Source organism: Bacillus sp. FSL R5-0603 (assembly GCF_038050295.1).
Classification (GTDB): Bacteria; Bacillota; Bacilli; order Bacillales; family Bacillaceae; genus Bacillus; species Bacillus subtilis.
On the sequence record NZ_JBBOYP010000001.1, the window covers coordinates 3,340,951 to 3,360,015 of the forward strand.

Below are 19,065 nucleotides of genomic sequence, written 5' to 3' on the forward strand. Positions count from 1 at the left end.
AAAACGCCTGTTCCACTGGACAGACGTTCATAGCACTACACACTTTTTAATGGCCATACAGGCACTTTCTGTATTTTTTAAATGTCTTTACAAATGAATAAAAGAAGCTAAGAGCACTAAGGAGAACAATCCAGCCCGCTCCCCCTCTCATCAGTGCAAAAGGTGTTTCAAACAAAAAGGCTCTGATAAAAGCTGCTCCCGTCTTATCCCACAGGCCCGGCGTATAATACAAACTCTGGGGACGGATAAATAAATCAGCAGTCAAACCATTGGTAGTAAAGAGGATCATGATGAAGGATAAGAATATAAAAGAAAGTGCAAAGTACGATTGCAATAGACGTTTATATCTTCCGGCTCTGGATTCTGTATCCGAAAAAATATCGTCTGATGCACTGGCTTTCTCTTTTCTAAAATAATGCAGGCCTTGTGAACTGAAAAGATGCTTCCATCCGCTGTCTTCAAAGAGAGTTCGATAATCAGTAAAATCTCCCGGATGTTTAAAGGTGCGATAGTCTATTTTGACGGTAGAATTGTCAGACGATGTTTCATCTGAAAAACAATAGGATAAAAAAACTTTCCCTTTTAATTCGCACCCCTTATCTGCCATCTTATTCAGCCATTGTTCCTCACTGTCTATGTCCATAAAATATCTGTATTTCTTCATATGGTCTCCCCCTTTTTATTTACTTCCTGCCTCGTTATGTCAACCAGCCGCTCCATTCTCTCCATATCCTTCCACAACACATTTCTTCCGAGTTCAGTGATGATATATGTTTTTCTGCGGCGATCTTCACTTGGATAAGGCTCTATCAATTGATGCTTCAATAAGTTTTCAATTGCGCCATAAAGAGTTCCAGGCGCCATTTTAACTCTTCCGCCGCTAAGATCTTCAATATTTTTCATAATGATGTAGCCGTGAGCAGGATGTAACAAAGATAAAAGAACATAGTAAACAGTCTCAGTCAGCGGCAAATGCTTATTTTCATTCATATAACAGCCTCCAATATTCAGTATAACTGTATAATCCCATCATATACAGTTATACTGAATATTACAACCATAAATGACCAGCTAAACACAAAAAAACCCGGCTATAAATAACCAGGTTTCCATTAAATCCAGCCCTTTTCCTCAGCGATGCTGGCGGCTTCTGTCCGATTTTTCGCATTAAGCTTTTGGATGATTTCTGAGATATAGTTTCGAACTGTGCCTTGAGATAAATAGAGCTCAAGCGTAATGTCTTTTGTTGTCTTGCCTAAAGCCGCAAGCCTCAGAATTTCTTGCTCTCTAACGGTTAGCGGATTTTCGTCTCGCATCATATTAAACGTCAGCTCGGGGCTGAAGACACGTTTTCCCTTTACACATTTTCGAATGGCATCGGCCAGATCGTCAATTTCGCCGTCTTTCAGCAGATAGCCATGTGCACCGGCCTTTACGGCGCGTTCAAAATATCCGGGGCGGGCAAAGGTGGTTAAAATAATGACCTTGCTGACGCAGCCTTTTTTCATTAATTCCTCTGCCACATCCAGCCCGCTTCGAACCGGCATTTCAATGTCCATAATGCATACATCCGGCTCCAGCTTCAAAATAGCATGTAGCGCCTCTTCCCCGTTTAATGCTTGTCCGATGACTGTCATATCCTCTTCTAAATCAAGCAAAGATCCCAAAGCGCCTAAAAGCATTCGCTGGTCCTCAGCAATAAACAGACGAATCATTCTTTTCGTCCTCCAATCATTCTGCTTTTTTAATAAGCGGAATCGTCAGTGCCACAACCGTTCCGTTTTGATCTGAAACCGTTAATCCCCCTTCAATGAGCATGAGCCGTTCCTCCATTCCCCGCAGGCCATTCCCAAACATTTTCTCCTTCGGCGCTCCCTTTCCGTCATCCCGTATCACGATCCTCATTTTGTCAGCAAACTGAGAAATGGTGATGGCACAGTGGGTTGCTTTGCTGTGCTTGATAATGTTAGTCACGGCTTCCCGCATACACATACTGATAATATTTTGAGTGACGGGAGATATCGCTGAAAAGTCGTCGGCTCCTTCGTATTGAAAGGTAATGTTCCCCGCTCTTAATATGTGCTGAATGTTTACGAGCTCCTCTGTTATCGTGACCGTTCTCATATCAGAAACCAGCTCTCGAACTTGCTTGAGTGCGGAGCGTGAACTGGTTTCCATTTCTTTTGCCTCAAGCTTGGTCCGTTCTATATCAGATGCAGCCAGCCGCTGAATGAGCTGGCTTTTTAATGTAAGCAGCGACAGGGTGTGGCCAAGGGTATCGTGAAGATCACGGGCGATTCGAACACGCTCCTCTCTTTTAGAGAGTTCTTTTATCTGTTCGTTGGCTTGTGCAAGCTTATTTTCAAGCTCAATCCTCCGAAACATAGAACGAATGCCGAATGGAGAAATGAGCATAATGACGAGAAACGGGAGAACAGAAAAAAGCTCCCGAAGCGAGACCGAATTCGCGCTAAATTGGTATAGGCATGGAAAAAGCAGTATAAAGATTAAAGCGCAGAACGCACGGTTAAAATTCGTTTTCTCTTTGTAATAACCAACAAAGTTTGCCGGGAAAAAACCTAAGTATATATAGGTGATATTGTAAAACACACTATATATCAAAATAACCGCCATTTGCACGATAAGCCAATATGTAAACGAAGCTTTGCCCACGCTGCAGAATAACTGGCGATATGCCGCTACAAAAAGGAGCAGCATGCCATATCCGATCCCCTGTTTGACACCTGATTCTTTTAATAAAGATAGGAACGGCATAATCGTATACATCAGAAAGATATAAGGGAAAAACCCGAATTCCTTCGGGAAAATAGATATTGCCTTTTTCATGTATTACACCGCTTCTTGTTTTCTTCTTATATATTTAGATAGTAGCATGAAGAGCATCATATAAGCGATTAATATCAGAATATTTTTCCAAGTCGGACTCCCATCCCGGACAAGTTCCCACGCTCCGCTCCCGAAATGATAAGACGGAAGCCACTGGCCAATGCTCTGCATCATGTCAGGCATGACCTCAATCGGCATCCACATCCCTCCGCTTAAAGCCAGCAGCATATAAAGCACATTACTGATTCCGGCCGCTGTTTCTACTTTTCTCATGAGGCCGATTAGTGTGCCTAATGCTAAAAAAGGCAATGCGCCAAACAAAATCCACAGTCCGCTCATCATCCATTCAAACGGTGACAAGGCAATATCATTGATGATTGCGCCGAACAGAAATATGACGGTAATCGATAAAACGTGAATGACACTTTGGCCGATCATCTGAGCTGATAAATAGATATGATCCGGAAGAGGCGTAAGGCGGATAAAGGCGGTCCAGCCTTGTGACCGTTCTTGTACCATTCGGATGCCAAGCGTCATGATAGAGGAACCCATCACGCTGAAGACTGTCATCGACATCAGGTAATGGGCTTCCCATGCACGTTGATCAGGGACGTTGGTATTCACTACATTTGTAAAGAAATAATAAAAGGCAATCGGCATGATCAGAGACCAAAGCACAAAGTACTTGTTCCTAAGCACCCTTTTCATTTCAGCGATGCTTTGCTTTTGCAGCATGTTCACTCACATCGCCTCCCTGTTGCCGTCAGCCAGCTGGCGAAATGCCTCATCGAGCGTCGCTTGCTCAATTCGAATATCTCGTGCTGGGATGTTTTCTTGAAAGATCAGCGCCAACACTTTATCTGTATTTGATGTCTGGATGATGGTTCTCTCATGCTCATGGATCACTCTCTCGACTTCCGGATGACTAGACAGCCTTTCCAATGATTCACTTGAATGAAGCGTAAAGGAAACAGACTGTTTTTGAATTCTTGAGCGGATTTGCATTGGTGAGTCGTCTGCAACAAGCTGTCCTTCAGTAAAAAATAGGATTCGCTGTGCGGCATCGTCTGCTTCCTGTAAATAATGAGTTGAAAAAATAATTGTTTTTCCTTGGTCCGACAGTCCGTGAATGGTCTGCCAGAATCGATGTCTTGATGAAGTATCCATGCCGACTGTCGGTTCATCAAGTATAAGCAGCTCCGGGTTCCCGGCAAGAGCCAAAGCAAAGCTCAAACGGCGTTTTTGTCCGCCGGATAATTTTTCTGCTCTTGTTTTCAAATCTTCTTTGGTGAGTGCTGTTAACGAAACGAGTTCTTTTATGGACAATGGATTCGGATAATAGCACCGGAAGAGTTCAAGGATTTCATCCACCTTAAGGCCCGGCATGACACTTACTTCCTGAAGCATTACACCTATTTTTTCACGAACCTGTTGATCATCAGGAACCCGGTTAAATAGTTTGATTTCTCCCTCACTCGGTTTCAGCAATCCTAATATCATAGAGATGACGGTCGTCTTCCCTGCCCCATTTGGCCCGAGAATGGCTGCAATTTCTCCTTTTTCAATACTGAAGCTGATGTGGTTTACAGCGGTTTTTCGATGGAAATGTTTTGTCACGTTGCTTACTGTTACTACTTCTTTCATCACATGAGCACCTCCTGATCGTTTACATTGATTGTAAAATGACGGAGAAGACGATGTTAGTATGGGGTGTCATGATGATGAAGTGACAAATGTCATTTTCTTTCTCACCCCGGTGTCTAGGCAATCCTCCTCCTGCATCTTCCAATTCACCCATCTTTTTTATCTCCCAGGTCCTCTTTCTTTTAAACTGCTGTGACATTCATAGAAAGATTCACTCTTCAAACCATCCGAGTGTTATGATAGACATATTGAACTTTATATTACTTTCCGGCTGAAAGGAGCCAATCATGAACGAAGCGATTTTGTCTAGAAATCATGTGAAGGTGAAAGGCAGCGGCAAAGCATCTATCATGTTCGCACCTGGTTTTGGATGCGATCAAAGCGTGTGGAATGCCGTGGCACCTGCCTTTGAAGAAGATCATCGGGTGATTTTATTTGATTACGTCGGTTCGGGACATTCAGATTTGCGCGCATATGACCTGAATCGTTACCAGACACTTGACGGCTATGCCCAGGATGTTCTTGATGTTTGTGAAGCTTTAGATCTGAAGGAAACCGTGTTTGTGGGTCACTCCGTCGGGGCCTTGATTGGGATGCTTGCATCCATCCGCCGCCCGGAGCTTTTTTCCCATCTGGTGATGGTGGGGCCTTCTCCTTGCTATTTGAATGATCCGCCTGAGTATTACGGAGGATTTGAAGAGGAGCAGCTCCTTGGCTTGCTGGAGATGATGGAGAAAAATTATATCGGCTGGGCAACTGTATTTGCGGCAACCGTTCTGAATCAGCCAGATCGGCCTGAAATTAAGGAAGAGCTTGAAAGCCGTTTTTGTTCTACTGATCCTGTCATTGCCCGCCAATTCGCGAAAGCGGCGTTTTTTTCTGATCACCGAGAGGATCTTTCGAAGGTAACGGTTCCCTCTCTTATTCTCCAATGTGCAGATGATATCATCGCACCTGCAACAGTAGGTAAGTATATGCATCAGCATCTGCCTTATAGCAGTCTGAAACAAATGGAGGCTCGCGGACATTGCCCTCATATGAGCCATCCAGATGAGACGATACAGCTGATCGGCGATTATTTAAAAGCACACGTGTGATATAGGAACGAAAGGGATAGAGGTGACCCTCTTAGATGGACAAACAATTGAATGATGCACCATGCGGTTTCCTCGCTTTGTCAGAAGAGGGGTCGATCATAGCTGCCAACCGTACCCTTATCAAGATTCTGGATTATGGACCGGAGCAGGTTATCGGCCAGCACATGAATATGATGTTGACCATTCCCGCACAGCTTTTCTGCCAGCTTTATTTTTTTCCGCTTTTGAAATTGGAGCATCACATCGAAGAAATATACATTTCCCTGAAAGCAAGAGATGGAGAAGAAATTCCCGTCCTTATCAATGCTATTGCGAGACACGGTAGCGGGGCTTCTGTCTTTGATTGTGTTCTGATTCCAATGCGAAAGCGAAATGAATATGAAAATGAGCTGCTGATAGCCAGAAATGAGGCTCAGGAAGCTTTGCTTGCCAAACAGAAAGCCAATGCGGAGTTAGAAATTGCCTTGGAAACGCTGAAAGCAAAACAAGAAGAACTTCTTGAGATCAACAAACAAAATCAACAATTTAAATTAAACACCAAAAGAGAGCTTGAACTCGCCAGAAAGATCCAGAAAAACTCGTTGACTGAACCGATTGTAAACGATCAGGTTCAGATTGACTCTTATTACAATGCATCGAGTGAATTGTCAGGTGATCTTTACGGATATTATCAAATCGATGAACACCGTTACGGCATTATTATCCTTGATGTGATGGGGCACGGAATTTCATCTGCATTGATTACGATGTCTCTTCATCCTTTGTTCCAGCGCCAGATCACGCAAGGTCTCAGCCCCGTTAAAGTTATGAAGGAATTGGACCGGCACCTTCACAGCTTGTTTCAAAATGATGAGGAAGCAAGACATTATTGCACTGCTATTTATCTCGAGATTGATATAGCACGGCAAAGAATTGATTATGTCAACGCAGGGCATCCGCCGGCACTTTGGCAGGACGATAGCGGAACTCAACATCTGCTTCACGCGACTTCACCTCCGATCGGGATGTTTGAAGACTTAGAGTTTCAGTCAAGCAGCCTTTCATACACGGAGGATGGAAGATTGCTTCTGTATACGGATGGCGTGATGGATCCTACGGCTTCATGTTATTTATTTGATTTACTAAAGGATCATCCTGATTCGCCAATCGCTGACCTGAAGGAGAAAATCCTTACATCACTGCAGCATCAAAAGGAAGCTCATCATAAGAGTGATGACGAATGTTTTATATTAGTTGATGTAAAATAAAATGATCCATGAGACATAACAATGATTTGTTACATCTCATGGATTTTTTTGTTTCAGCGTTTCTTTGGAATATGTCCTGACTCCGCATATTGAAACACCTGCAAGGAAGGCAGCGGGTGTCCATTAAAATCAAATAAAGCTTGATTATCTACAGCACTTCCCCCATACCACTTCCCGGCGTCTTCAGGGTCGTATTCAGCAGCATAGCTGGACGCCCACCCTGACCCGTATGTTTCCCATAACACTTTGTTTTTCTCTATCTGTGTCTTCGGCCCGACTGGAATCCACGCCGGCTCCCAGTAGAAAACACCAAGTCCTGCTTTGCCCGTATTCGCCACTGCCTCCATTACATCTCTTACTGCAGTTGCCTGGCCTTGAACAGAAATTGGATATGGCAGCGTCTGCCCGCTTTTTGGTGCTGTATTTCCATGCCCATCGCCATCCTCAGCGGTATAGGTGTACGATGTCTCCGCCACCATGACTTTTTTGCCGTACGTATTGGCAACAGCCTTCAGCACGGAGGTCAAATTTTGTAATGTGCCATGCCAGAAAGGATAATAGGAGCTCGCAAACACATCATAATCCACTTTGTTTTTGCTGAGTGTTTCCGCAATAAATGAATACCTTCCAGCCATTTCAGGATTGGTAAAATGCAGGGCGACCAAAATATTTGAATTTGTCTCCCTGACCGCTCGGCTTCCTTCATTAAATAATTGGCACATCTTCGTCCAATCAGTCTCACCGGCAAATCCTCCTGTTGTTTCATTTCCGACCTGAACCATGCCGATGTCAACGCCTTCCTTGATCATCTTTTGCAGGCTTTGTTTCGTATACTCATAGAGCTTTGCTTTTTTTGCTTCAAAGCTGAGATTCGCCCAGGCTTTGGGCACCTTTTGTTTCGCTGGATCGGCCCAGAAATCAGAGTAGTGAAAGTCGGCCAGCACCTTCATTCCGTTCGCTGTCGCTCTTTTTCCGATTTCGATGGCTTTTTGAACATCATTGTTTCCCCCGCCATACCCGTTGCCATTTGAATCATACGGGTGATTCCAGATGCGGACGCGAACATAGTTGACCCCAGCCTGTTTTAAAGTTGTAAAGATATCCTGGCGTTTTCCGCTTGTATTGTAAAAGGTGACACCGCTGTTTTCCAAAGCAATAACGCTGGATACATCTGCCCCTTTGATAAAGTCCTTGTTTATCCCCTCTACTTTTTTAACAAAAAGATCCTCTGTCCGAAGCTCTGACACGTGCTTCTCCTTCTCAATGGCAGCGGCATATCCTGTTGAACTACATGCACTCCACACGATGGCAGCCGCAAAGAACATTTTCACTTTGCTTTTCATGATTTCATCCCCCCAAGACTTAGTGAGCGTTTTCATTCTATAGAAAAAAGAATCCGCCCATATCGAGCGGAGCATCAGCCTAATGTGTGTTTACGACAATTCTCACTTCATACTTTTCCATCGTCAGGTCGCCTGACAATATGTCTCCTGTCATTATGTCCTTCACACTCTGATCAAACGTGACCAGTTGTTTTTCTTCCGTAAAGTTCATCACAAAAATATAATCATTGTCCTGATCCTGCCTCGCTTGTACGGAGACGCCTTTTCCGTGCCGAACCGGAAAAACAGGTGAAAGAGTCAGGTCTGTGATCAGACCCTCATAGAAATCGCGCTGAAATTGATCCTCCATACGCGCGCCGATAAAATACGCCTTGCCCTGCTGGTACTCATGGCTTGTGACCGCTGGCGTGCGCGCATAAAAATCTTCTTGATACACCGCTTCCACTGAAGCTGTCTTTACATCAATCACGGTTGCATAATCCTTCATTTCATATATTTGGCTGCGGTAGCTGACAGCGTTTCGATCCTTCGGATACAGGGTGTCCGTTTCAAGAGGCTCAACTCCAAATATAGCTTGAAGATCCGGATGCCATCCGCCTGTGTATGTTAAGTCATGCTCATTCACAATCCCGCTGATATACGTCATGACTAAGGTGCCGCCGTCAGCCGTAAACGCTTTTAAACGGGAAATGGTGTCCTCGCTGATTAAATACAGCATCGGGACGATCAGCAGTTTATATGGTGAAAAGTCTTGTTCTTTCGTGATGACGTCGACAGGGATATCGTGTTCCCAGAATGTGCGGTAATGCTGCTGAAGCGTTTGCGGATAACGTTTTGTCGCCTTCGCAAACCCCTGAGCATCCTCGAGCGCCCAATGATTTTCCCAGTCATATAAAATCGCGGTTTGAGCCGGCCTCTTCGTTCCGACAACTTCGGACAGCCGTTCCAATGTCTCGCCTACCTTGGCCACTTCTTGAAAGACGCGGTTCTTCGGGCTATTGTCATGATCCACAACCGCTCCGTGTAATTTTTCTGATGACCCGCGTGATTTGCGGTATTGGAAATAGAGTACGCTGTCCGAGCCGTGGGCAATCATTTGCATGGATGACAGCAGATTCATGCCCGGGCGCTTTGCCTTGTTGACGTTATGCCAATTGACCGCGCTTGGCGTACACTCCATTAATAAGAAAGGCTGCTGCTTCAAGCTTCGGTACAGATCATTGATAAAGCCGACCTTCATCGCCAAATCAGCTGTGCTTTCCCAGTCATTGTGCCAGACAGGATAAGCGTCCCAGCTGATGACATCGACATGCTTTGCAAATTTGCTGTAGTCGAGGCCCTGATACGGGATCAAATCCGGTGTGTCAGCCATAAAATTCGTTGTGATAGGGATATCAGGCGTCAATTCTTTCAGCGGAATGATTTCATTTTTATAAAACGAAATCGTTTGATCGGTGACGAACCGGCGCCAATCTAAATTCAGGCCATGCAAGCCATTTTCACCGATCGGCGAAGGGCTTTCAATTTGTGACCAGTCATTGAACGTATGGCTCCAAAAAGGGGTCCACCACGCATGGTTCAATGTCTTGAGGCTGTTGTCATATTTCGATTTCAGCCACTCCCGGAAAGCATGCTGGCATAAATCACAGTGGCAATCTCCCCCGTATTCGTTTGAAATGTGCCACATTAACAGCGCCGGGTGATGTCCGTATCGTTCTGCTAATAAGCGGTTGATGTGCCGTGTCTTTTCTCGGTAGACTTTAGATGTGAGGCAGTGGTTGTGCCTTCCGCCGTGCAGCTGTTTGACGCGGGAGGCATTGACGCGCAAAACTTCCGGATAGGTTTGCGACAGCCAGGCCGGACGGGCTCCGCTCGGCGTTGCTAATATGACCCGGCCGCCTATACTGTGAATCCGCTCAAAAATATCATCCAGCCATTCAAATTGATATACGCCCTCCTCCGGCTCAAGTGCGCTCCATGCAAAAATGCCGACAGAAAACGTATTCGTATGAGAAAGCTTCATCAGTTTGATATCGTCAGCTAAAATATCGGGCCGATCCAGCCACTGATCGGGGTTGTAGTCACCCCCATGGAGCATAAATTTCGCTTCTGTTACGTGCGTTTTTTCAAGCTTTGACATCACATTCTCCTCCTTGTTCTCTTAGCCCTTCGTTCCGCCTGCGGTTAATCCGGACACAAAATTCTTTTGCAGCATGATAAAGATGACGGCAACCGGTATGCTGATAAGCAGGGCTCCGGCCGCAAATGTCGTATAGCTGGCCCCCATGACATCATTCACTAAATTGAATAGACCGACGGGCAATGTATATGATTCAGGCGTTCTCAATATGGTTGAGGACAGCACAAAATCTCCGAGCGGACCGGTAAAGCCGTTCATGGCCACGACTGCCGCCATCGGTTTTGATAATGGCAGAATGATCTGGAAGAAAATTCTGGTGCTGCTGGCTCCGTCAATCTTGGCGCTTTCGTCTAAATCCATCGGAATGGAATCCATGTACCCTTTCATCAAATACGTATTCATCGGGATCAAGCCGCCGATATAAAGCAAGATTAGCAGCCAGTGGCTATTGATCATTCCCAAGATTTGCGCCAGCACAAACAAGGCAATTAAAGCCGAAAACTGGGGAATCATCTGCAGCAATAAAAAGAGCGTTAAAGCGTATTTCCTGCCTTTGAAGCGAAAGCGCGAAAACGCATAGGCTGTAAACGTCACACAGAGCAAAGACCCTGCCATTGTAAACAGGCTGATCTTCATTGAGTTGAGATACCACTGCACATATTGAAGGCTTTCTTTGCCCGCAAATAATTCTTTGTAATGGTCGAATGTTGGATGCTTCGGAATGATGGATGTACTGATTAAGCTGTTGCCAGGGTTAAAGCTTGCGCCTGCCGTCCAAAGGAGAGGATAAACAATGATGACCGCCATAAAGGCTAACAACAAGTAAGAGAAAAGGAGACGGATATATTTTCTGACTTTCATATCTGCCAGCATACCTTATGCCCCCTCTTTAAAAGACTTTGTCTGTCTGAATTGCCACAATGCGATGGAGATAACAAATACAGATAATAAAATGGTTAAAGCCGCAGCAAGTGAATATTGGCTTGACTGCATTGTCAATTTATAAATCCATGAAACGAGGATATCTGTCCCGCCGGCTGTTGATCCGGTTACAGCCGGACCTCCGCCATTGAATAGATAGATAATATTAAAGTTATTAAAATTAAACGTAAACTGGGTAATGATAATCGGAGCCATTGCAATGAACACCATCGGAAGAGTGATGTATCTCAGCTTTGAAAAGACAGAAGCGCCATCAATCGTAGCTGCTTCATACAGATCGTCCGGGATGGATTGCAATACGCCTGTTGAGACGAGAAAGATGTACGGAAATCCAAGCCAGCCCTGCATAAGAATCAACGCAAGCCTCGACCAATTGGCATCTGTCATCCACGGAAGCGGATCTATCCCGAAGAAAGCCAAGATATCGTGATTCATCGCACCGAAGCTATCATTAAACAGTCCCGCAAAAATTAAAATCGTCACAAAACCGGGAACGGCCCATGGCAAAATCAGAATCGTCCGGAAAAAACGTTTAAACCGAAGGTCTTTCTGGTTAACAATGATCGCGAGAAAAATTCCCAAGCTGACTTGCAGTGTGGATGCAGCAAGTGTCCAAACCACCGTCCAAGCCAGTACATCAAAAAAAGTCGACCTCCAAATATCAACTGTGAAAATATTTGCGAACGTTTGAAAACCGACCCAATCAATTAATTTTGCAGGAGGAGAATGATACAAATCATAGTTTGTAAACGCTAATGCAAAGCTGAATAAGATAGGAAAGATCACGGCGAAAATTAAAATAAACAAAGATGGGCCGCTGACGACATAAGGATAGCCCTCAGAAATGATATGCTGGTATTGTTCCTTTAAGGAACTTAATGGCTTATTTTCATCACGCTGTTTTCCGCTTTGGAACGCATCGCGAAGATTTACATAATACACCGCAAGGCCAAAGCAGGTCACGATGACAGCAATAATCCCTTCCGCCAGCAGAAAAACGGAATTATCCCGCGGCACTTCTGTTCCCAGTGTAAAGATTCCCCAAAACCCCATATTGAGCAGATCTCCAAAGACCGCAAAAAACGATGCGCCTAAGAAAAGAAAGACAATACCTTTTATCCATTGCTTGTTATAAAATTGCCCGAGTCCCGGAATGATAGAAAGCAACAAAGCGACTTGACGATGCTGCACCGTTTTCACCTCTCTTACAATACAAATCTAGCTTTCTCTTTATTTTCCGCTGTGCTTTGCCTTAATTTGTCCTTTGGCCGTTTCAGCTGCTTGATCCAATGCTTGTTTCGGATCCGCCTTCCCAGTTGCAACAGTCTGTAATGCTGAATCAGCCGGCGTCCATATTTCATTCATTTCCGGAATATTTGGTGTTGGCTCTGAGAAACGGGATTGTTCAGTAACAGCTCGTGCCGCCTCGCTTTTCTTAATAGCCGGGTCATTGGCTAGGGATTTCACAGCAGGAACTTCTTTCGTCTCTTCATATCGTGTTTTAGAATTTTTTTCATTTGCCAGGAAAACTGCTAATTCTTGCGCCAGCTCTGCATTCTTTGAAAATGCACTGACATTGTAGCTTTTGACGCCGATAAAGGAGCTCATGTTTTCCCCATTTTCCAGCTTCGGCAGTTTCGTAATGCCATAATTGATTCCTGCTTTCGAAAAAGCTTCTACATTCCATGGCCCAGAGATAATCGCGGCGGCTTTTCCTTCTGTGAACAGCGATTCCAATACGTTAATCCCTTGTTCTCCAATAATGCCAGCCGGGAACAGGCCATCTTTGTAAAACTTCTGAATCAGCGCCGCACCTTTGACAGCTCCTTCATTATTGATTCCAATGTCTGACGGGTTATAGCTCCCATCTTTGTCCTTTCCAAAAATGTATCCGCCATATCCGCTCATCACACTTTCTGCATAATAAATTTGATCGAATAGGGCTAAAAAGCCAAATTTACTGCCATCAGCAGTCTTTTTGGAATAGTCGTACCACTCTTCCAGCGTTTGGGGCAATTCCTTTTCTGAGATGAGATCTTTGTTGTAAAAAAGCACAGTCGTTTCGACCGCTTTTGGCAGTCCATAAAGCTTTTGATCTACCATTTGAGACTGAATGGAAGCGTCAGTATAAAGTGATTGAACGTCTTTTTTGACATGTAATTCCTTGAGTAATCCTTCCGTGACAGCGGTTCCGATTTGGTCCCCTGGCATTGTTAATACGTCAGGGCCTGTGCCGGCCGGTCCGTCCATTCGCAAATCTTCAATCTGCTTGGCATACGGTTTTTCAACGACTTTGACCTTCACATCATGCTCTTTTTCAAACGCAGCAACGGCGTCCTTAATGCCGATGCTCTTTTCTTTATCCTCCCATACAACAAGCTCTGACCCTTTTGAACTCGATTTGGCGCTGCTGCTTTCCTTTGGGCCGCAAGCCGCCAAGGATAAACTGACAGCTGCGCAGAGCATGTATACGGAACACTTTTTTGCCATTTTCATTGATTGTCACCCTTTCGGTAGGAATGAAAGCGCTTTAAAGATAATATAGCACGCCTGAGAAAATGTGTAAACAAACTATTTACCTTATAGAGTAAATTTTTTTACCTAAATAAAAAAATGACTTAGTGTCCTAAGTCATCCTTAATTCATACTCTTCCTGACGATTAATTCCGCGCCCACATATAATGTTTTTACCGTTCTTCTCTTGTCCTGCACTTGTTCAAGCAGTAATTGAACAGCATTTTTACATAATTCATGTATATCAATATGAAACGTCGTCAGAGGAGGCGAGACATACTTCGCGAAGCTGATGTTGTTGATACTCACAATGCTTACCCTGTTTGGTATGGCAATTCCTTTTTCGTTCAGGGCTTGCAGACAGCCCACTGCAATCGGGTCCGCTGCAATCATAAAAGCAGTCGGAAGCTGATCGCCTAATGTGTCGATCGCTGCTGACATCAGGCGGTAGCCGTTTTCTACAGAGAATCCGCGATGACAGAAAATATAGCGCTCGTCCAGCATGGCTTTTTCCCTCATATAGGATCTGAAGGTTTGTTCACGGATGTCCATTTCATCCTGATTGGTATTCGGATTTTTGTATGTGCCGCCGATAAAACCGATGCGCTTATGCCCCTTCTCAGTCAGGATGTTTACCGTCTTCCTTGTCATTTGTGCCAAATCGGGCCTTACCGAGTCAAAATGATCGGGATCAGGAGTTGAATCGATGAACACGCCGTTTTCAGTGAGATTTCTGAGGAAAGCCAGCTCTTCATCTGAAAATGTGCCAACGGCAATAAACCCTTCCGTATGTTCAGGAATGCTCTCGATTCCATCCGCTATTTTATAAGTGGTCATATCGACATTGAATGCTTTCGCCAGTTTCTCTACTTCTAATCTCATCGTTTTAAAATAGACATCTTCTAATTCTTCTTTATCTGTCAGCCAATATAAAAACGCAATATGTTTCACCAGCGGCCTTACTGTTTTTTTGCGGTAATTGAGCTTTTCCGCCGCTTCATAGATTTTCTCCCGTGTCTCATCAGGAACAGAAAGGCTTTCATCGTTATTTAAAACGCGGGAAACGGTTGAGATTGAAAATCCCGCTTCCTGCGCGATATCTTTAATTGTCGCCATTGTATCTGCCTCCATTATTCAGCTCGCATTGTTTTAGTAAAATATTTTACTTTCTTTATCACAAATGTCAAGTGCACAAAGCCCTCTGGCTGCCATGTAAAAAGACTGAACCATTTGCGGCTCAGTCTCAGTTGTTCGTATCATTCGGAACCGGCGGAATTGCCCGGGAAATGAGTTGGTTATTGCACATTTTCCTCGAAATATCCCGAAAGCACATCTTCCACATTCGTCAAATGCGCCAGCATGGCGGCTTCCGCCTCTGCACCGTTCCCTGCAGCCACAGCATTGTAAATCCGTTCGTGCTCCTCATACAGCCGCTGAACGGAGGTCTTCTTGGAAAACAGCCAGATTTTCCTCGTTTCCCTCATTGTTTCCAGCAGCAATGATGACACGTGATTCATCAAGTGTTTAAGAAGTTCATTTTGAGAAGCGTCCGCAAGCGCAAGATGAAATGCAAAGTCTGCTTTCTCTCCCAGCTCCCCGTCCGCTTCAATGCTGCCCATTTCCTTTAGTGCATCCTGAATTCTTTCGAGATCTGCTTCTGTCCTTTTTTCAGCCGCTAGTGAAGCCACGCCGATTTCAAGCAGTTTTCTGACCTCGAGCAGCTGCTTGATGTCCTCTTTTTTCATCAGAAGGGCCGCTGAGAGCGGCTGAGAGATTTGATTGAGCTCAAATTCCTTCAGATACGTGCCTTCTCCCTGTTTCATTTCGACAAGCCCCATCGCCTTTAGCGCAGAAAGTGCTTCGCGAACCGCTGAACGGCTGACTTGAAAGCTCTCAGCAAGCGCCTGAACAGAGTCCAGTTTATCCCCCGGCTTCAATTCGCCGTTTTTGATCATATCTAATAGGGCATCCGCTACTTCTTCATATATTTTTTTTGTTTTAATCTGTTTGTATTTCAATGCAATTCACCCCGTAACTTGTAGGTCTGGCTGTTTACGATCTATTATACTCTGTTTTGTGGGACGCCAAAAGATTTTGACTATTTTGTCAAAAAGTCTTGTACTTTGATTTTTTTCAAAATATAATGCTAGGTAACTGGTCTTATTACCCAGTCATCAGATGATCATATCATCTATAGAAACCGCTTACATATGGCGCCAGTTTATGTTTCAAGGAGGGGTTTGGGATGCAATGGACACAGGCATATACGCCTATAGGGGGAAATTTGCTATTATCAGCGCTTGCCGCACTTGTACCGATTATTTTCTTTTTTTGGGCACTCGCGATTAAACGGATGAAGGGGTATACAGCAGGCTTGGCCACATTGGGAATCGCCCTTATCATTGCTGTATTGGTTTATCGGATGCCGGCGGAAAAAGCGCTGATGTCCGCGACACAAGGAGCCGTATACGGATTGTTGCCGATCGGCTGGATCATTGTGACGTCTGTTTTTTTGTATAAAATCACTGTGAAAACGGGACAGTTTGATATCATTCGCAGCTCTGTTCTCTCGATTACTGATGACCGACGGCTTCAAGCTCTCTTGATCGCTTTTTCATTCGGGGCTTTTTTAGAAGGGGCAGCAGGCTTCGGAGCGCCGGTCGCCATTTCTGCCGCGCTGCTGGTCGGTCTCGGCTTTAATCCTCTTTATGCTGCGGGGATCTGTTTGATCGCCAATACGGCGCCGGTTGCCTTTGGGGCGATTGGGATTCCAATTACAGCCGTAGAAGGGCCGACAGGGATTCCGGCGATGGAGATTTCGCAAATGGTCGGGCGGCAGCTGCCGTTTTTATCCGTATTTATTCCTCTTTATTTAATCATCATCATGAGCGGGTTCAGGAAAGCCTTGGAGATCTGGCCGGCGATTCTCGTATCTGGTGTTTCCTTTGCTGTTGTTCAATATCTCAGTTCCAATTTTTTAGGGCCTGAGCTGCCCGATGTTTTGTCAGCTCTTGTTTCAATGGCTGCACTTGCTGTGTTTTTGAAATGGTGGAAGCCGAAAACAACATTCCGGTTTGCCGGTGAACAAGAGTCGGCCGCCTCAATTGAAACGGCGCGCACAAATCCGGCGGCGCCTGCATACAGCGGCGGACAGATTTTTAAGGCTTGGTCGCCATTTCTGCTGCTGACGGCGATGATTTCCGTATGGGGCATTCCATCTGTCAAATCTGCACTAACCGGGCATTATGAAGGCTCTGCGGTGTTCTTGAAGTGGCTGAATGCTGTTGGAGAAAAACTGACTTTTGCCCCCGGTGTGCCTTTTTTGAACAATCAGATTGTCAATGCTGACGGTACGCCGATTGAAGCGGTTTACAAGTTGGAGGTGCTTGGTTCGGCCGGCACCGCGATATTGATTGCCGCAGTGCTGTCAAAGTTCATCACGGCGATTTCGTGGAAAGACTGGGGAACCGTTTTTAAAGAAACAGTCCAAGAATTGAAGCTTCCGATTTTGACCATCGCTTCTGTCGTTGGTTTTGCCTATGTCACCAACTCCTCGGGAATGAGCACGACACTCGGGATGACACTCGCGCTGACAGGTTCGATGTTTACCTTCTTTTCGCCCGTTCTCGGCTGGCTCGGCGTCTTCATTACCGGTTCGGATACTTCCGCCAACCTGCTGTTCGGCAACCTGCAGAAAGTCACCGCATTATCAGTCGGCATGGACCCCGTTCTGTCTGTGGCCGCCAACTCTTCAGGAGGTGTCACAGGAAAAATGATTTCGCCGCAGTCGATTGCGGTGGCGTGCGCCGCGGTAGGACTCGCCGGAAAGGAGTCAGATCTTTTCCGCTTTACCATTAAACACAGTCTGTTTTTGCTGCTGCTCGTTTGTATCATCACCTTTTTGCAGCATCACGTATTCAGCTGGATGATTCCTTAAAAAAATCCTCCCGTCTAGGGAGGATTTTATTTATATCGCTTTCTCGCTGCTGATGACGGAATATTCATTTGATCGCGATATTTTGCCACGGTGCGTCTCGAGATTTGGATGCCGTGTTGTTCATACAGCAAATCGACAAGCTTTTGATCTGAAAGCGGTTTTGTTTTGTCCTCTTGATTGATCAGGTCTTCAAGATGCATTTTGACTGCATAATTCGACGCATCTCCCTCTCCTGAAGCCTCGGCTTTTGCTGAGAAAAAGAGTTTCATCTCAAACAGCCCGTAAGGCGTTTGTATTGTTTTCCCTTTAATGGCACGGCTCACAGTTGATTCATGAAGGCTTAGACAGTCCGCCACCTCTCTGAGAGTCAGCGGCTTCATTGCGCTTCGCCCTTTCAGAAAGAAATCCTTTTGGCGTGTGATCAGTTCATTGATAATTCTCGTGATTGTCTGTTTTCGCTGCCGCAGCGCGCGGCTCAGCCAGCGCCACTCCTGATATTTCGCAGATAAATAGGAGACAGTATCCTGACAGGAGCCGGATGATAAAAGCGTTCTATACTGCGGATGCAGATCGATCTCGGGAAACGAGCGGGTATTCAGTTCCGCTGCAATGTGCCCGTTTTTTACGGTGATAAAAATGTCAGGCTCAATATACACATCTTGCTCTGGCCGGGCAAACAGAAGGCCAGGTCTAGGATGAAGAGCCGCGATATCATCTGAGATATCTTGAATGGTATGAAGCGGAATTCCCGTCTCTACTGAAAGCGCTTTCCATTTTTTTTGCGCAAAAGCATCAAAATGAGCTGAAACCAGCATTTCCGCTTGTTCATTTCTGTTCGGCAGCCGCTGTAATTGAAGAAGGATGCATTCCTGCAAAGATCTCGCACCGATTCCAGCCGGTTCTAATGACTGGAGTTTTGCCAAAACAGCCTCCGTTTCCTTAGCCGATACAGATAGGCGCCGTGCTGCCTCCTCCACATCTTCTTCCAAGTACCCGTTTGAATCAAGCGAATGAATCAGATAATTAAAAATCTTTTTTTCAGTGTTGGTCAGATTCATATCGAGTGACTGCTGTTTTAACGCATCCTGCAATGTTTTTTGCGGATCACTTAATTGAAGGCCCGCTTCCTGTGCATTCATCCTGTTTTTGTTTGTTTTATGGTAAGATAGTGGCGGTGTGTCTGTTTCCTTTCGTTCAATAAGAGGGTTTTCCAGTGAGAGCTCATCAATGTACTCGGCGAGTTCTGCCGAATGATAGCCAAGCAGCGTGATGGCCTGCCTGAGCTCCTGTGTCAGTTGAGGCTTTAATACTTGTACTTGCTGAAGTTTCATATCCATCTTGCTCACTCCCCTTT

At 45.2% G+C, this 19,065-nt stretch carries 18 protein-coding genes; 3 read left to right on the top strand and 15 right to left on the bottom strand.

Going from position 1 to position 19,065, the window contains the following annotated elements; translation table 11 throughout:
• Positions 1-46 precede the first annotated feature (46 nt).
• The 7 genes from NYE56_RS17270 to NYE56_RS17300 all read right to left on the bottom strand — a co-directional run bounded on the left by NYE56_RS17270 (position 47) and on the right by NYE56_RS17300 (position 4,645).
• Positions 47-664: a DUF2812 domain-containing protein gene (locus NYE56_RS17270; protein WP_341284163.1), complete on the bottom strand. Its 618-nt coding sequence runs from the start codon at positions 662-664 to the stop codon at positions 47-49.
• On the bottom strand, positions 661-990 hold the full coding sequence (locus NYE56_RS17275) for a PadR family transcriptional regulator (protein WP_041333190.1): 330 nt from the start codon (positions 988-990) through the stop codon (positions 661-663). Before NYE56_RS17275 ends, NYE56_RS17270 begins: the two co-directional genes overlap by 4 nt.
• 122 nt (positions 991-1,112) lie before the next feature.
• The gene (gene yvfU / locus NYE56_RS17280) at positions 1,113-1,715 is read right to left on the bottom strand and encodes a two-component system response regulator YvfU (protein WP_015251201.1); all 603 of its coding nucleotides are present in this window, start codon (positions 1,713-1,715) and stop codon (positions 1,113-1,115) included.
• Between the two features lie 16 nt (positions 1,716-1,731).
• Positions 1,732-2,847 carry a two-component system sensor histidine kinase YvfT gene (yvfT, locus tag NYE56_RS17285; RefSeq protein WP_341284164.1) on the bottom strand — a complete coding sequence of 372 codons (1,116 nt, stop codon included), beginning with the start codon at positions 2,845-2,847 and terminating at the stop codon, positions 1,732-1,734.
• Positions 2,848-2,850: 3 nt separating this feature from the next.
• Complete coding sequence (locus tag NYE56_RS17290; RefSeq protein ID WP_341284165.1) at positions 2,851-3,588, bottom strand: ABC transporter permease; 738 nt, start codon at positions 3,586-3,588, stop codon at positions 2,851-2,853.
• The gene (locus NYE56_RS17295; RefSeq protein ID WP_341284166.1) at positions 3,589-4,494 is read right to left on the bottom strand and encodes an ABC transporter ATP-binding protein; all 906 of its coding nucleotides are present in this window, start codon (positions 4,492-4,494) and stop codon (positions 3,589-3,591) included.
• A 19-nt stretch (positions 4,495-4,513) separates the two neighbouring features.
• Positions 4,514-4,645: a hypothetical protein gene (locus tag NYE56_RS17300; RefSeq protein ID WP_268555006.1), complete on the bottom strand. Its 132-nt coding sequence runs from the start codon at positions 4,643-4,645 to the stop codon at positions 4,514-4,516.
• A 133-nt stretch (positions 4,646-4,778) separates the two neighbouring features.
• Between NYE56_RS17300 and rsbQ the strand changes: the two genes are divergently transcribed.
• Both rsbQ and rsbP read left to right on the top strand, forming a co-directional pair.
• On the top strand, positions 4,779-5,588 hold the full coding sequence (gene rsbQ, locus NYE56_RS17305) for a sigma factor SigB/phosphatase RsbP regulator RsbQ (protein WP_003228292.1): 810 nt from the start codon (positions 4,779-4,781) through the stop codon (positions 5,586-5,588).
• Positions 5,589-5,623: 35 nt separating this feature from the next.
• Positions 5,624-6,835, top strand: coding sequence for a phosphoserine phosphatase RsbP (gene rsbP, locus NYE56_RS17310; protein ID WP_341284167.1), 1,212 nt, complete (start codon positions 5,624-5,626; stop codon positions 6,833-6,835).
• Between the two features lie 53 nt (positions 6,836-6,888).
• Here rsbP and ganB read toward each other — a convergent pair whose 3' ends face one another.
• The 7 genes from ganB to lutR form a co-directional block, all read right to left on the bottom strand.
• On the bottom strand, positions 6,889-8,178 hold the full coding sequence (gene ganB / locus NYE56_RS17315; protein ID WP_341284168.1) for an arabinogalactan endo-beta-1,4-galactanase: 1,290 nt from the start codon (positions 8,176-8,178) through the stop codon (positions 6,889-6,891).
• Positions 8,179-8,257: 79 nt separating this feature from the next.
• Positions 8,258-10,321 (bottom strand): beta-galactosidase GanA, encoded by a 2,064-nt coding sequence (gene ganA, locus NYE56_RS17320; RefSeq protein WP_268555003.1) that lies wholly within the window; start codon positions 10,319-10,321, stop codon positions 8,258-8,260.
• An 18-nt stretch (positions 10,322-10,339) separates the two neighbouring features.
• The gene (gene ganQ / locus NYE56_RS17325) at positions 10,340-11,191 is read right to left on the bottom strand and encodes an arabinogalactan oligomer ABC transporter permease GanQ (protein WP_015384685.1); all 852 of its coding nucleotides are present in this window, start codon (positions 11,189-11,191) and stop codon (positions 10,340-10,342) included.
• Between the two features lie 3 nt (positions 11,192-11,194).
• The gene (gene ganP, locus NYE56_RS17330) at positions 11,195-12,451 is read right to left on the bottom strand and encodes an arabinogalactan oligomer ABC transporter permease GanP (RefSeq protein WP_015714738.1); all 1,257 of its coding nucleotides are present in this window, start codon (positions 12,449-12,451) and stop codon (positions 11,195-11,197) included.
• 39 nt (positions 12,452-12,490) lie between these two features.
• Positions 12,491-13,756: an arabinogalactan oligomer ABC transporter substrate-binding protein GanS gene (gene ganS, locus NYE56_RS17335; RefSeq protein WP_341284169.1), complete on the bottom strand. Its 1,266-nt coding sequence runs from the start codon at positions 13,754-13,756 to the stop codon at positions 12,491-12,493.
• Positions 13,757-13,897: 141 nt separating this feature from the next.
• Positions 13,898-14,890 carry a galactan degradation operon transcriptional regulator GanR gene (gene ganR, locus NYE56_RS17340; protein WP_341284170.1) on the bottom strand — a complete coding sequence of 331 codons (993 nt, stop codon included), beginning with the start codon at positions 14,888-14,890 and terminating at the stop codon, positions 13,898-13,900.
• Between the two features lie 179 nt (positions 14,891-15,069).
• Positions 15,070-15,792, bottom strand: coding sequence for an L-lactate utilization/bacilysin biosynthesis transcriptional regulator LutR (gene lutR, locus NYE56_RS17345; protein WP_341284171.1), 723 nt, complete (start codon positions 15,790-15,792; stop codon positions 15,070-15,072).
• Positions 15,793-16,019: 227 nt separating this feature from the next.
• On the opposite strand from lutR, the gene lutP reads away from it, so the two are divergent.
• Positions 16,020-17,711 carry an L-lactate permease LutP gene (gene lutP, locus NYE56_RS17350; protein WP_069704026.1) on the top strand — a complete coding sequence of 564 codons (1,692 nt, stop codon included), beginning with the start codon at positions 16,020-16,022 and terminating at the stop codon, positions 17,709-17,711.
• 26 nt (positions 17,712-17,737) lie between these two features.
• Here lutP and rpoN read toward each other — a convergent pair whose 3' ends face one another.
• Complete coding sequence (rpoN, locus tag NYE56_RS17355; RefSeq protein ID WP_031315345.1) at positions 17,738-19,048, bottom strand: RNA polymerase factor sigma-54; 1,311 nt, start codon at positions 19,046-19,048, stop codon at positions 17,738-17,740.
• Positions 19,049-19,065: the final 17 nt, after the last annotated feature.

Excerpts from the sequence above, each read along its gene's own strand:
- NYE56_RS17270 (WP_341284163.1), bottom strand. The coding sequence starts at position 664 with ATGAAGAAATACAGATATTTTATGGACATAGACAGTGAGGAACAATGG.
- NYE56_RS17275 (WP_041333190.1), bottom strand. The coding sequence starts at position 990 with ATGAATGAAAATAAGCATTTGCCGCTGACTGAGACTGTTTACTATGTT.
- yvfU (WP_015251201.1), bottom strand. The coding sequence starts at position 1,715 with ATGATTCGTCTGTTTATTGCTGAGGACCAGCGAATGCTTTTAGGCGCT.
- yvfT (WP_341284164.1), bottom strand. The coding sequence starts at position 2,847 with ATGAAAAAGGCAATATCTATTTTCCCGAAGGAATTCGGGTTTTTCCCT.
- NYE56_RS17300 (WP_268555006.1), bottom strand. The coding sequence starts at position 4,645 with ATGGGTGAATTGGAAGATGCAGGAGGAGGATTGCCTAGACACCGGGGT.
- rsbQ (WP_003228292.1), top strand. The coding sequence starts at position 4,779 with ATGAACGAAGCGATTTTGTCTAGAAATCATGTGAAGGTGAAAGGCAGC.
- rsbP (WP_341284167.1), top strand. The coding sequence starts at position 5,624 with ATGGACAAACAATTGAATGATGCACCATGCGGTTTCCTCGCTTTGTCA.
- ganB (WP_341284168.1), bottom strand. The coding sequence starts at position 8,178 with ATGAAAAGCAAAGTGAAAATGTTCTTTGCGGCTGCCATCGTGTGGAGT.
- ganQ (WP_015384685.1), bottom strand. The coding sequence starts at position 11,191 with ATGCTGGCAGATATGAAAGTCAGAAAATATATCCGTCTCCTTTTCTCT.
- ganS (WP_341284169.1), bottom strand. The coding sequence starts at position 13,756 with ATGAAAATGGCAAAAAAGTGTTCCGTATACATGCTCTGCGCAGCTGTC.
- ganR (WP_341284170.1), bottom strand. The coding sequence starts at position 14,890 with ATGGCGACAATTAAAGATATCGCGCAGGAAGCGGGATTTTCAATCTCA.
- lutP (WP_069704026.1), top strand. The coding sequence starts at position 16,020 with ATGCAATGGACACAGGCATATACGCCTATAGGGGGAAATTTGCTATTA.
- rpoN (WP_031315345.1), bottom strand. The coding sequence starts at position 19,048 with ATGGATATGAAACTTCAGCAAGTACAAGTATTAAAGCCTCAACTGACA.